Consider the following 13818-nt stretch of genomic DNA (forward strand, 5'->3'; position numbering starts at 1 on the left):
CAAATACTCCCCTTCGAATTCCGGGACGATGCTCAGTGGACCTGAAGCTCGGGCTGACGGCCGCCGGCGGCGGAATCCGCGGTCTTGCGCGACTGGTAGAACTTCAAGACGCTGCGCGAGGTCTCGATCTTGAGCCGGCCGAAATCGCGCTCGTTTTCGTGCAGCTCGCGCGCCGTGATCAGATGATCCTTGGCGCCGAGGAACAGCAGCGACATGGTCGTATCCCAGGAGAAGTCGAGCGCCTTGCACAGCACCAGAATCATCTCGCGGTTGCGGTCCATCATCGCGCGCTCGATCACGTCGACCGGCAGCGCCGACAGCAGCGACAGGCCGATCTGCACCTCGTCGAAGCGATGCTGGCGCGCATAGTTCGAGATCGAATCCTGGTTGAGGTTGCCCTGGCGATGCTGCGTCGTCACCACGCGCTTGGCGACGAAATAGCTGCGCGAGGACGGGCCGAACTTGGACTGGAGATCGCCGGTGACCTCGGTCACCGAGCTCTGGATCTGCGCCATCATTTCGGGCCGCTCGGTCTCGAGGCGGCGGCGGACGTCTTCCGACGCCTTCGAGATCAGCTGCTGGAAGATGTGGCGCGGCACGTCCTTGCGCAGGCCAAGCTGCTCGGCGAGGATCGAATCGCCTTCGGCGCGCCGGACCATGTGCAACAGGCCCGAACCGGAGAAGCGCGCGCCCTCGTTCCTGGCCACCGACGTCACGACCTCCTGATCGCCGCGCTTGACCAGCACGTCGGTGACGGCCTCGCCGATCGATTTGCGCTGGGCGATTGCGAGCAGATGCGACTGGCCCTTGGTCATGGCGCTCTCGACCAGCATCTTCTCGTCGAGACGAGTGGAGTCGCGCAGCACGGGACCGGCGACCTCGATCTCGTCGTCGAGCGCCAGCTTTTCGATGACGTTGAGCGGAGCGTGATCGCACGCCGACATCAGCTCCGAGAGCTGCGCCCGCGCAGCGACCTCGATCTCGTCGGCGAGCCGCCCGATGACCTCGCCGAACATGCTGATCTCGTCGTCGCTGTAGCGGCCGGTGATCAGAATGTCGGTCGCATGCCACAACGCCTTTGCTCGACTCTCGTCAGTGCCGCGCGCGATCGCGTCGTCCAGATCCTGTAGAAGCGTTTTCGCCCCGTTCATCTCGATAACCCCAATTCTTGGCAGTTCTTTTGGCGCGCCGCCCCGCCGCTCGTGGCGGGACACCGGATTCCCTGGGAACTGACGCTAGAGATCAAACGCGAGAATTCGGTAAAATCGGCAAATCAGTTTTGCCGGGCAAAATTCATTCAAATGCGAGGGAATGGGTTTACGGGCGCGGAAGGTGCACTCCCTCTCCCGCTTGCGGGAGAGGGTTGGGGAGAGGTTGTCTCAACGGAGAGACTCCCAATGTGGAGAGAGCCCCCACCCGGCGCTTCGTGCCGACCTCCCCCGCAAGCGGGAGAGGTCGCACCGAGCCCGCGGATTCATCTCTCTAAACAAGGGCACCCTTACGGATTCTGCGGCGTCAGCACCAGCGGCGGCTTTGGCTTGGGCTTGGCGGGCGGCGGACCCGGGGCGGGCTTCACGTCGATGGCCGGCGGCAGCGGCGCAAGCTGTTGGGCGAGTGGCGGGCTTGGCGCGGCGGGAGCTGCCTGCGGGGCCTTTGGCAACGGCGCGGCTTTCGGCTTTGACGGCGCGCGGCGCGGATCCTGGCCCGGCAGCGGCACGTTAACCGGCGCCTGCTCGGGCGCTGCATCCGGAGACACCAGCGTCGGCAGCGCCGCGGTCGCCGGCGGCGGCTCGCCGCGCTCGATGGCGTCGAGCCGGCGCGTCTCGCGGTCGATCGTGCGCACCGCAAGCCAGGACGACAGCGGCGCAAGGTCGATGGTGCGATTGAGCTTGTCGGGAGGGCCGGCCGCGAACAGCTGGATCTCCGGCGGGGCGCCGGAGAGGCCGGTCATGATCGGCGTCAGGCTGGCGCGGATGTCGGCCTGGTCGGCGGGAATGTCGTAGCCGCCGGAGACGATGGCGCGGGCGTTCTTCGCTTCCAGCGGCGTGGCGCCGACGCGCAAGCGTCCGTCGCGGATCGTGAACGGGATCTGCGCCGAGGCCACCGCGATCGGTGCGGCGGCAAGCGCGGGCTCGACCAGCTGGCGCAGGCGGTTGTCGTCGGCGACCTGGCCGCCATCGCTGGCGCGAATCGCGATCTCGAAGGCGCGCGGATTGAGGCCGCCGATTTCCGCGGAGTCCAGCGTCACCGTGCCGTTGCCGGCGAGCGCACCGGTGAGTGCCGCGACGCTGCGGCCCTGGCTGGTCAGCGCCATCTGCACCGAGGCGCGCCCCTTCGGCAGCGCGAGATCGCGGTAGCGCAGCGTCGCCGCATCGACATTGCTGAGATCGATGCGCGCGTTCAGCGCAAGACCATTCGCGCCGTTGCGTGCGTCGAAGCTCGCCGACATCTCGCCGCCACTGAGGCCGCCCTTTAATGCATCGAGTGCGAGCGACTGGCCGTCGCTTCGCAGCGTGCCGCCGAACGGGCGCAGCTCGATGCCGCCGGGCAACATCCCGCGCAACGCCTGGAAAGCGATGCGGCCGCGCCAGCCGCCCAACAACCCCGCGCTCAGCGGCTCGCCGGACTCATGCCCGGCGGCGCCGATGGCCATCGCCAGCGCGGGCGCCAGATCGAGCGTATCGAGGCCGACTTCGCCGTCGACGCTCCTTTCCTGATCGAGCGTCACCGCCAGATGACCGCGCAAATGCGAGCCCGCTGCATTGCCGTCGAGATCGTCGAAGGTCAGGCGGTTGCCGGAGAGCGTGAGGCGGGAGGACAGGCTGACGGCCTGCATCGATTTGCCGGCCGGGCTGGTCCCGAACAGCGGCGCCAGATTGGCGTTGCGCACGCGCAGGTTCACGCTGGCTTTCGGCTCCGACAATTCGACGCTGCCCTGCGCATCGGCGTCGAGCCCGCCGCCGCTGAGCTTTGCGTTCAATTGCAAAGGCCGCCGCCATGCACCGGTCAGCTTGCCTTCGAATTGCGACGCGCCCTCGCCTGCGGCCACCACGCGATCGAGCCCGAGCAGCGCCAGCAGCGCGCCGGCCTGCGGCGTCGATATCTTCGAGTCCAGCGTGAAGTCGCTGTTGCGCAATTTGTCGATATCGATGCCGTTGACCGCCGCCACCGGCTTCTGCGCGGACAGCGTCGCGGTGGCCTTGAGCTGCGGCGCGTCGAGGTCGAGCACGGCGCGGGCATTGCTGCGATCGGCATGCTCGGCATTCCTGTCGAGGCTGAGATCGAGCTTGAGACGGGTCGCGCCTGGTAATGAGGGGATGGCATCGAAACGGGCGCGGACCGCAGGCGCAAACGGCTCGATCAACGCGGTGAGCTCGCGCAGCGAATTGGCCGAGGATTTCAGCGCGAGCTTGCCGGTGGCCTTGGTGCGGTCGAAGCTGCCGCTCGCCTCCGTGGTCACGCCGCCGGCCTGGCCGAAGCGCAGCTGCTCCAGCGACAGCGATGCCGGGCCGTAACCGAGCTTTGCCCCGAATGGCCGCAACTCCTGGCCAGCGGAGATCGCGCTGCCGATATCGAGCGAGAGCTTTGCCTCTTCCGGCCATTCGCCCTGCGGCCCCGCAAGCGCGCGCACAAAGCTCGCGGCGGCGTCGAGATCGAGCCGATCGGCCTTGAGCTCGGCGTCGATCCGCGAGCCCTTGCTCGCGCCTGTTTGCACGAAGGCGATGCGGCCCGTGACGGCGCCGCCTTCGATGTCGGCCTTCAGCCTGTCGATGGCGAGATGGTTGGCGGCGATGGTTACGTCGCCGGCAAGGCGCAGCGGCCGCGTGCTGCGGCGGTTGATCTCGCTGCGGCCCTGCAACCAGGCCACCAGCGCGTCAGGATCGGAGGATTCGACACTGAGACGACCGCTGAAACTGTCGGCGCCGGGAGCTGCGCCGTTGAGCGAGAGCTGCGTCATGCCGGGCGCGCGCAGCTCGAGCCGCTGGAAGGTCCAGGACCTTCCATCGGTCTGAAGCTCGGCCGCGATGTTCTGCAGCGGGCGGCCACCGAGCATGATCTGGTCGGAATTGAACTCGATCTGCGCCGGGATCGGCGCCTGCGGAATGGCAGCCAGCCCCGCGCGCAGCGCCGGCAGGATGCGAAGCGGCTCGGCATCATCCTTGCCCGCGAGCCTGTCGGCATCGACCTGGCGCGCCGACAGCACCGCGCGCAGCAGCGGCGAGGCGCCGAATTTGAGGTCGCCGACGCCGCCGAGCTTCAGCGCATTGTCTTCAGCGCCGAAGCTCGCGTCGATCTGCTCGAACTTCGCGCCGGCTGGATCCGCCCTAAGCTTGGTCGTGAGCTTCCACGGCGTTGGACCCGCCTCACCCGCCTTCTTGACCGCCGGCACGGCCAGCGTCAGCGCACCGTCGAATTTCGGCAGGCGGTTGTCGAAGGCGAGCACGCCCTCGAGATCGGCGAGGATGGCACGCTCGCCAGGATCGATGTTGAGATGGAGACGGGTGGCGCTGCCGTCGGCGCTCGGGCCGGAGGAGACGCGGAACGGATAGCGCACCCCGGCGGCGGTGAACCTGCCGTCGCCGCGCACCGAGCCCGCGAGTGAGCGGACGTCGCCGGAGAAGCCGATGTCGTTCAGCTCCAGCGTCGAACGGCTGGCGGCATCGTGGAGCGCAATGCGGCCGGTGAGATTCACCCGCTCGATGGCGAGCGAGGCCAGATTGAAGGTGCCGCTCGCGGTGGAGGGCAAATCGACCCGCCCCCGGGCATCGAGGCCGAGATCGACCGCCATGCCGCCTACCGAAAGCTCGGTGGCGCGCCATTCGCCGCGCATCAATGAGCCCAGGCTGAACTCGACATCGAGCTTGTCGGCGCGCAGGCGGCCGAGATCGTTGTTGCCGCCGAAGGTGACCTGGCGCAGCCGCAGCGTCGGCGCCGGCAACAGCCGCGCGTCGAGCTCGCCCGCGACCCGCACCGGTACGCCGATGATCTTGCCAGCCTCCGCCTCGAACTGGGGCCTGAACTGGTTCCAGTCGACGTAGTAAGGCCCGATCAGCGCGGCCAGCAGCGCAATAATGAAGGCAATCGCCAATCCGAGCAGCGTCGTCTGCACGGGTCTCCCCTCGGCCAAACCGGCATCCGGACCAAACCCTGGCCTTAGTGGACTTCAGGCGTGCCGGAACAGCCCCTTATATAGGGGGAAGTGTGGCGAAGTCACAGCGACTGTTGCGCGCGGAGGTTAATGCCGGCGCGCCTCACCAGCTCGCCGGCAGCCGCTTCAGGCCGCGCAGCACGAAGGTCGGCCGCCATTCCGGGTTTTCGACGTTGTCGATGCGCAAATCGGGCAGCCGCCGCAGCAGCGTGGCAATGGCGATCTCGGCCTCGATGCGCGCCAGCTGGGCACCGAGGCAGAAATGGATACCGCCACCGAACGACAGCGGTTTCACATTCTGGCGGGTGACATCGAGTTGGTCGGGCCGATCGGGATAGACCGCGGGATCGCGGTTGGCCGAGCCGAGCAGGCACAGCACGGTCTCGCCCTTGGGGATCCTCTTGCCGCCGAGATCCTCGATCTCCTCCAGCGCGACGCGTCCGGTCATCTGCACCGAGGAATCGTAGCGCAAGAATTCCTCGATCGCGCCTGCCATCAGCTCGGGGCGCGCCTTGAGCAGCGCAAGCTGGTCCGGATTGCGGTGGAGCGCGAGCAGGCCGTTGCCGATGAGATTGACGGTGGTCTCGTGGCCGGCGCCGAACAAGAGGATGATGTTGGCGGTCAGCTCCTCATTGGTGAGCTTGTTGCCGTCCTCCTCGGCCTGCACCAGCTGGGTGGTGAGATCGTCCCCGGGGTTCTTGCGGCGCAGCTCGAACAGCTGCTGGAAATACATCTGCGCCATCAGGTTGCCCTCGTTGCCCTTCCTGATCTCCTCGGCAGTGAGCGGAACGGGGTCGAGCAGCCGCCCGCCGTCACGCGAGCTCTTGTAGAAGACCTCGCGATGGTCCTCGGGGATGCCGAGCATCTCGCAGATGATGGTCACGGGCAGGCGGAAGGCGAAATCCTCGATCAGGTCCATGTGGCCGCGGTCGATCACGGCATCGATGGCCTGGTCGACGATCTCCTGGATGCGCGGCCGCATGTCCTCGACGCGGCGGGCGGTGAAAGCCTTCACGACGAGGCCGCGCAGACGGGTGTGGTCGGGCGGATCGGCCTGCAGCATCCAGTGGCTCATGCTGCGGAACACCGGCTCGTCCATGATGGCGGCGCTATATCGGCGCTTGGAGCGCTCGACGAAATCCTTGCCGAAGCGCTTGTCGCGCATCACGAGGCTGACGTCGGCGTGGCGACTGGTGACGAACTGGCCGAACGGCGTCACGTGGATCGGATCGTTCGTGCGCAGCCGTTCATAGTGCGGATAGGGATCGCGGATGAAGTCCGGCGACAGCGGGTTGAACAGCGGTCCGCCTGCGCCTTGCACGTGCTCGTTCATGGTGACCTCAATCGGTTGCCGATGACACGAATACGCCGATCGCAGCCCCACTGCCCGGCGTAACCATCCCTGAATTATCAACTCGATACATTGTTGTATCGAGTTGCATTCTGCCCTAACCTCGTCCGATGTCAAGGGTGAGAACCAGGCCGACCAGGGACGATACGCGCGACAAATTGTTCGAAGCGGCCGCGCGCGTGTTCGAGCAGGACGGCATCGGCGGCGCCAGCATCGAGGCGATCGCGGCGGCGGCAGGCTTCACCCGCGGCGCGTTCTATTCCAACTTCAAGAGCAAGGACGAGCTGATCATCGCCATGCTCGAGGACCATGTCGAGCAGTCGATCCGGCGCAACCTCGACATCCTCGCCCAGCACGACAATCTCGACGACTTCATCGCTGCGCTGAAGGCGATGGACCGCTCGCGGCAGGATCCCCTCGCCCGCTCGCCGCTGCTGCACATGGAGATGATCCTGTTCGTCGCCCGCGCCGAGAAGCGCCGTCCCGAGCTTGCCAAGCGCCTGCGCGCGCGGCGCAAGCTGGTGGCCGACATCGTCGAGGCGACGTTGAAGAGCAACGGACGCAACGACAATCTGAATCCGCCCTGGATGGCCTCCGTCGTGCTGGCGCTCGAAGACGGCTTTCGCCTGCACCGGCTGATCGATCCCGAGACGACGCCTGCGGACAGCTTTCTGCGGGCGATCACGGATTTGCGGCGGAGGACGGGGCTGGCGTCGGACTAGGGGGCGTCTTCATAGCGCGCGGTGGCCCCGAGCAAGCGAGCCGCGAGATTTGTCGCAGGATCGGACAAGGCGCGCCCGCTTTGGGAAAGAAGCTCGATCCGCCCTGCGTCACAAACGAGCGCCATCGTTCGAACCCAGGGTTTCGTCCTGCCTAAGTTCCCCAGCGGCGCTGCCCCGCCGACGTCTGTTGTCGATGCCCTGAAGGCGGTTGCCGGGCTTCCGCCAAAGGCACGGGCGAGCTTTGCCTGGAGCCAATGCGTTCGCGGCACCTACACCCCGTCGCATCAGGCCGAGGAGATCACCAGATCCCGCAGCTTCACCAAGCCGTCCCGGGTGCTGGCGCGGTTCTCGGCGGACGGCTGCCCCCCGAACGCGATGAACACTGACAGGTGCTCGCTGCGTGGCTTCAGCTTCCGGCTGGGCAGCGAGGGGCAGCGCTCCGAGATCTTCACCCAGAGCGCCCCGGTTCATTTCGCCAGAACGCTCGACCAGATGCTGGCGTTCCTCCAGGCGCGCATGCCGGGACCGGACGGCAAGCAGGACATGGCGCAGGTCGAGGCATTCTCCGCCGCCAATCCCGAAACGCTGCATCAGGCAAGCTACCTTGCCGTGCATCCGCCGCCCGCAAGCCTTGCGTGCACGACCTATTGGGGCGTGCACGCCTTTCCCGCGACGAATGCAAATGGCGAGACACGGTTCATCAAATTCAAGGTCGCGCCGGTCGGCGAGGAAGGCAGGCCGCCCGAGGACGCCGCCGCAGCCGAGTCCACCGGCCTTCTGCGCGGCGAGCTCGAAGCCCGGATCGGGGCACGCGATGTCAGGTTCAGCGTGATGGCGCTGCTGGACCGGCCCGGCGACCCCGTCATGGACGTGACCGATCGTTGGCCCGATGAGGATGCGCGCGAAGCGGTACGCCTCGGAACGATCGTGATCACGGGCACAGAATCAAACGAGGCGTGCGACGGGTCCGCGTTCAATCCGGCCAATCTTGCCGACGGCATCGGCCATCCGCCGGACGAGATGTTTGCAGCGCGCAGCGCCGCCTATGCCATCTCTCAGGCAAGGCGCCGTTGAGCGGATGGCGTCTTGAGCCCGGATCACGTTTCGCTTTCCGGCACGCCCTGCGCCTCGCGGCGCCATATTCCCGGGCTCATCCCGACCACCGAGGAAAATACCCGGGTGAAGTGGCTTTGATTGGCGAACCCGGCCGATATCGCAATCTCCGCCAGCGACAGGTCGCGCACCGTCATCAATTGCTTGGCCGTGTCCACGCGCTGGCGCAGCAGCCATTGGTGCGGCGGCAGGCCGGTGGAGACGCGAAATGCACGCGAAAAATGACTGACGGAGAGATCGAACTCGGCTGCGATCTTGTCCAGTGAGAGCTTTCCGCGGAGATCGGATTCCAGTCTTTCGCAGGCCCGCTTGACCTGCCAAGGAGCAAGGCCGCCGCGCGCCGGCTCGGCGGCGCACCGCAATCCGCCGTAGGTCGTCGCAACATGTGCGGCGAGCGCGAGCATCATGTGGTCGATGAAGAGCTGGTTGGCCTCATCAGGCTGGCGCAATGCCGCCAGGAACGATGCGCCGAGATGGCGGATCGTCATATCGTCATGGCCGACGCCGGGCTGATAGGCGAGTTCGCCAATCCTTGGCGCGCCGCCTTGCCTCGCCATGTCGTCCAGCACTGAACGGGGCAGATAGAACAACAGGGAATGGAAAGGCTTGTCGATCACGTAGCGCGGATCGCGTTTCAGGTCGTACAGGTATGTCGCGCCGGCTTGGATATCGCTCTTGATTACGCAGCGGCCGCGCTCCCAGCACTCGCAATCGGCGAAATCGCGAAATTTCAGGCCAACGAGATAAGCGTCCTCCGAGGGCATCGAATCGGAAAGACGCGGCATTGGATGGTCATCCCGGGTCTCGGTGACGGCGAGCTCGGCGCTGCGCAGCGAACGCGTGACCAGCGTTGGCGGCGCATCTTTCAGATGCAGAAACCGTTCGACCTTCTGCGCGAAGGCAGCTGCCTGTGTCATGGCGGGAATCTCGGGCGTGGATCTCGTGTGAGAGGAGACTTGAGAGCGCGGCGCCATCGCCAAATCACGCCCGATTATCCGACATCGCCAAGCGACGGTCCAGACCAGCGCGTCGGAGCGGCAGCCGTATGACGGCCCGCCGCATTTATTGCCCGGACCGTTTTTCACGAGCGATTTCAACGTGTTTTGGTACCTCTCCGCGCAATACCGATTCAGTGCCTCGGTAAGCGCATCGCCGGCCCATCGTGCGTTTGTGAAAGCGCGCGCCGGCTTGGAGCAGGATCGGACAAAGCATCACCGCTTCAGGAAATACACGGAACCTTCGCAGCGCATAGAACACGCGCCGACCCGTACAAGTACGGACACTGATCGAAAGCTTGAGCTGATCAGGAGGAGCCACGCAATGACCGGGAGCACTGCACTCATGCGCAATCCCTCGCACCAGGGCTTGCCACCCCCGCCGGGCTCACAGCCGCACGATCGCTCGAGCTCCGAGCGACGCGCCGATGCGGAAATGGCGCGCGTGCTCGGGACCGAGCCACTTCGCATGGCACTGGACTCCTCCGGCGCCGGGATTGCCCATTGGAAACATGATCGATTGCACGACGTCGTCAAGCCCATGAGCCACCACGTGATCATGGCCCATAACGGCATGGTGCAGCGCATGGAGCGGCGGACAGGAAAATCGGTTGCGATCGGCACGTTTCGTCGCGGGGTCGTGGTCATCATTCCGGAAGGATCAAGCTCCCGCTGGGACATTCCGAAGCCCGTGGATGTAGTTCAACTGTATCTTCCCGATGCAACGTTAAAGCGCGTTGCTCGCGAAGCCGAGATCACGGGAACGAACGAGCTGCTGGAGCGGACGGCGCATCCTGACCCCATTACGTCTCGGCTGCTCCTGAGCGCGGCTGATACGCTGGGAGGCAACGAAGCCCTGGATACGCTGTTTCGGCATCAGCTGACGGATCTTCTGGCCACGCGCCTGCTGGTTGCGCACACAGGTTCGCCAGCCACGCTCCAGCCGACCATGGGCGGGCTGTCGCCGAAGATCCTGCTCCGTGCGATCGAACGATTGCGCTCGGACAGCGATGCGGACGTCTCGCTCGATGCGCTGGCTTCCGATGCCGGACTATCGCGCTTTCACTTCTGCCGCGCCTTCAAGGAGAGCACCGGCCTTTCCCCGCACTCGTGGCTGCGCCAACACCGGCTCGAGCAGGCCATGAAGATGCTGCGCGACAGCGACGAAGCGGTCGTCTCGATCGCTGCGGCGCTGGGCTATTCGTCGCAGACGGCGTTCGCAGCAGCCTTCAGGAAGCTGACCGGCGAGACGCCGAGCGACTGGCGCAGGCGGCACGCACGCTAAGAGCCCCGCCGATCCGGTCCGTCATCGGCGGACTGTCAGCGACGACACTGAACCCGCGCGATCCAGCGCCCGCGGTCCGAAGTCGAGACGGACCTATCACTCGCCGCGCTGGCGTCGGATGCCGGGCTGTCGCGCTTCCGTTTCCGCCGCGCGTTCAAGGAAAGCACTGGACTTTCACCGCATGCCTGGCTGCGCCAGCACCGGCTCGAGCAGGCCATGAATATGCTGCGCGACTCCGACGATTCGATCGTCTCGATCGCAGCTGCGCTTGGCTATTCCTCGCAAACGGCGTTCGCAGTCGCCTTCAAAAAACCGGCGAGAGCCCGAGCGACTGGCGCAGGCACAAGCGTTAGCAGCAATCGCGATGCAACCGCGGCAATCGCTCTGGCGCAGCGGCAGATTCGATCCGCTAGACCATCACCGTGCCAGACCAATCGACGGAGACCGAAGATGACCTGGAAAAACTTCATCAGCCGGCGGGTGATCGCTTCGCGACGCCGAGGCCTTGCAACCGCAACATTGTACGGACTCTCGCTGGCCGTTCGCTTCACGTCGGCGACGGGCGAGCAGGTCGAGATTCCGGCGCAAGCCATGCATCCGACCTACCCGCTGGTGTCCATCATGACCCGGGATGGCTCCGGTCTTCCCTACCAGGACTGGGGCCCGAGGACGACTCAGCCGGTCGTCTCTCGTCAAGGTTGGCTACGCCAAAGTTCGTTGCACCAAGGCTGGCCATCGAGTTCGCCGCTGTCGCGCTGCGCCGCGCCTTAAGGCCGGCGATTCACTTCACCTCTTCGTGGAGTCACCGGACGCTGCCTCAAGCGGAGCAGCGACGGCGTGCGCACGGACTTTCGAAACGCAGAGATCGAAACGCAGAGATCAAGGAGTAAACTCATGCGACTAGTCATCGTCGGCGCCGGCTTTGCCGGCATGTACGCCGCCCTTTCCGCCGCCCGCCTGCGCGAGATCCAGGGCGTCTCGCCAGAGCAGCTCGAGATCGCGCTGGTTGCCCCCGAGCCGACGCTCGTGGTTCGCCCGCGGCTCTATGAACGAAAGCCCGAGACCCTGACGGCACCCCTGCTCGACGTGCTCGAGGCCATCGACGTCAGCTATGTGCAAGGCATTGCCGAGACGGTCGACACCAAATCGAGCATGGTCAAGATCGCGACAGTGAAGGGCACGAAAAAGACGCTCTCTTACGACCGCCTCGTCGTGACCACCGGCAGCCGGCTGTTTCGCCCGAATATCCCGGGTCTCGCCAAGCACGGCTTCAGCGTCGATTCGCTCGAGGATGCGATCACGCTGGACAAGCATCTGCATGGCCTCGCCAAGCGGCCCGCCAGGAACGGGCGCGACACGGTCGTCGTCGCCGGCGGCGGCTTCACCGGCATCGAGGCGGCCACCGAAATGCCGGCGCGGCTTCGCGAAATCCTCGGCACGAGCGCCAGGCCCCGCGTCATCATCGTCGAACGCAACACGTCGATCGCGCCCGACATGGGCGCGGGTCCCCGTCCCATCATCGAGGAAGCCCTTGGCAAGCTTGGCGTGGAAGCCCGCCTCGGTGCAGGGGTCGCCTCGCTCGACAAATCCGGCGTCACCCTGTCCAGCGGCGAGCACATCGAAACCGAGACCGTGATCTGGGCGGCGGGCATTCGCGCCGCGCCGTTGACGACGCAGATTCCCGCCGAGCGCGACAGTTTCGGCCGGTTGCTTGTCGACCGCTGCCTGCAGGTGACAGGCGTTCAGGGCGTCTTCGCGGCCGGCGATGCGGCGCGTGCGGCCTGCGACGACGAGGGCAATTACGCGCTGATGTCGTGCCAGCACGCCACGCGGATGGGCGCCTTCGCCGGCAACAATGCCGCAGCCGAGCTGCTCGGCCTCGCGACCAGGCCCTATCACCAGAAAACCTACGTCACCTGTCTCGACCTCGGCGAGGCCGGCGCGCTGTTCACGCGCGGCTGGGAGCGCAACGTCGAGATGGTCGGCGACGTCGCCAAGAAGACGAAGCGGGAGATCAACACGGTCTGGATCTATCCGCCACGCGCCGAGCGCGCCGCCGCGCTCGCGTCAGCCGATCCGGAACGCGTGACTGATCTCTAGACGCCCACCTGATGACGGCCGCGCTCCTGCGGGCGCGGCCCGCTGCAGCCCCTCAACAATCCACATGCGAACAGAGGAGTCTCAAAGATGAATCAGATGATCTCTCACGCTCAAAAGGAGACGAACATGAACCTGCACGACACCACACATTTCGACAAAGCGCGGTCCGACGAGCTGGTTCCGTCGCGTTATGCGCTCCGTGTCGGCGAGATCGACGTGATGGTGATCAGCGATGGCGTGTTGACACCGCCCGCGGAGTCGATGGCCACCAACGCCGACCCGGCTGCACGAGGCGCGTGGCTGGACGACATGTTCCTGTCGCGCGACGCGTTCGATTGGGCGCTGAACGAGGTCGTGGTGCGCAGCGGCGACCAGACCATCCTCATCGACAGCGGGCTCGGTGTGGAGTACCCGGAATTTCCGCGAGCCGGGCAGCTCGGCTCGCGGCTCGATGCTGCCGGCATCGATCTTGGATCGGTGACCGACGTGGTGCTGACCCACATGCACTTCGACCATGTTGGCGGACTGCTCGTCGACGGGGTGAAAGAGCGGATGCGTCCGGACCTGCGGATTCACGTGGCTGCGGCCGAGGTCAAGTTCTGGGCAGCGCCGGATTTCTCCCGCACCGCCATGCCGCCGGCGCTCGCCGACCTGGCTCGGCGAGCATCCAGGCAATTCATGGACGAATACCGCGACCAGCTGCGCACTTTCCAAGAGCAGCACGAAGTGGCGCCGGGCGTGGTCGTCAGTCGCACCGGCGGTCACACCCCCGGGCACAGCGTGGTCCGCCTGGCATCCGGCGGCGACCGGCTGATGTTCGCCGGCGATGCCATATTCCCGGTCTCGTTTGATCACCCCGAATGGCACAACGGCTTCGAGCACGATCCCGAGGAGGCGACCCGCGTCCGGATCCGGCTCATGCGCGAGCTGGCGGAGACGGGCGCGTGGCTGGTCGCCACGCACATGCCGTTCCCGTCGATCGGCCGGGTAGCGGCCGCAGGCGACCTGTTTCGTTGGGTACCGACCTGGTGGGACTACTGACCGCGTGTTGGACCAGGTCGCCCCAGCACGCCTCAATCTCCGAACACCTCAAGGCATTGACC

General features: G+C 66.0%; 10 protein-coding genes and 1 pseudogene. 7 read left to right on the top strand and 4 right to left on the bottom strand.

Annotated elements, in window-relative coordinates; all coding sequences use genetic code 11:
- Positions 1 to 32: 32 nt before the first annotated feature.
- From GGD61_RS09980 to GGD61_RS09990, 3 genes are all read right to left on the bottom strand, one after another.
- Positions 33 to 1151 (bottom strand): DUF2336 domain-containing protein, encoded by a 1119-nt coding sequence (locus GGD61_RS09980; RefSeq protein ID WP_183230652.1) that lies wholly within the window; start codon positions 1149 to 1151, stop codon positions 33 to 35.
- Between the two features lie 347 nt (positions 1152 to 1498).
- The gene (locus GGD61_RS09985) at positions 1499 to 5110 is read right to left on the bottom strand and encodes an AsmA-like C-terminal region-containing protein (RefSeq protein ID WP_092253361.1); all 3612 of its coding nucleotides are present in this window, start codon (positions 5108 to 5110) and stop codon (positions 1499 to 1501) included.
- Between the two features lie 142 nt (positions 5111 to 5252).
- Positions 5253 to 6482, bottom strand: a complete 1230-nt coding sequence (locus GGD61_RS09990; RefSeq protein ID WP_092253362.1) for a cytochrome P450 — start codon at positions 6480 to 6482, stop codon at positions 5253 to 5255.
- Positions 6483 to 6610: 128 nt separating this feature from the next.
- Between GGD61_RS09990 and GGD61_RS09995 the strand changes: the two genes are divergently transcribed.
- On the top strand, positions 6611 to 7222 hold the full coding sequence (locus tag GGD61_RS09995; RefSeq protein WP_092253363.1) for a TetR/AcrR family transcriptional regulator: 612 nt from the start codon (positions 6611 to 6613) through the stop codon (positions 7220 to 7222).
- Between the two features lie 147 nt (positions 7223 to 7369).
- Entirely contained in the window at positions 7370 to 8296 is a 927-nt protein-coding gene (locus tag GGD61_RS10000) for a catalase (RefSeq protein WP_092253966.1), read from the top strand.
- Between the two features lie 23 nt (positions 8297 to 8319).
- On the opposite strand, the gene GGD61_RS10005 is transcribed toward GGD61_RS10000, so the two are convergent.
- Positions 8320 to 9252 (bottom strand): AraC family transcriptional regulator, encoded by a 933-nt coding sequence (locus tag GGD61_RS10005; protein WP_092253365.1) that lies wholly within the window; start codon positions 9250 to 9252, stop codon positions 8320 to 8322.
- A 403-nt stretch (positions 9253 to 9655) separates the two neighbouring features.
- Here GGD61_RS10005 and GGD61_RS10010 point away from each other — a divergent pair, with 403 nt between their 5' ends.
- From GGD61_RS10010 to GGD61_RS10030, 5 genes and pseudogenes are all read left to right on the top strand, one after another.
- Positions 9656 to 10615: an AraC family transcriptional regulator gene (locus GGD61_RS10010; protein WP_177237001.1), complete on the top strand. Its 960-nt coding sequence runs from the start codon at positions 9656 to 9658 to the stop codon at positions 10613 to 10615.
- A gap of 54 nt (positions 10616 to 10669) precedes the next feature.
- Positions 10670 to 10968, top strand: a pseudogene (locus GGD61_RS10015) (helix-turn-helix transcriptional regulator); the annotation flags it as partial.
- A gap of 97 nt (positions 10969 to 11065) precedes the next feature.
- Positions 11066 to 11386, top strand: a complete 321-nt coding sequence (locus tag GGD61_RS10020; protein ID WP_092253369.1) for a hypothetical protein — start codon at positions 11066 to 11068, stop codon at positions 11384 to 11386.
- Positions 11387 to 11509: 123 nt separating this feature from the next.
- Entirely contained in the window at positions 11510 to 12715 is a 1206-nt protein-coding gene (locus tag GGD61_RS10025) for an NAD(P)/FAD-dependent oxidoreductase (RefSeq protein ID WP_092253371.1), read from the top strand.
- Between the two features lie 87 nt (positions 12716 to 12802).
- On the top strand, positions 12803 to 13756 hold the full coding sequence (locus tag GGD61_RS10030) for an MBL fold metallo-hydrolase (protein WP_092253373.1): 954 nt from the start codon (positions 12803 to 12805) through the stop codon (positions 13754 to 13756).
- The last annotated feature ends 62 nt before the right edge of the window (positions 13757 to 13818 follow it).

Origin of the sequence: Bradyrhizobium sp. SBR1B (genome assembly GCF_014198205.1) — a bacterium.
GTDB lineage: Bacteria > Pseudomonadota > Alphaproteobacteria > Rhizobiales > Xanthobacteraceae > Bradyrhizobium.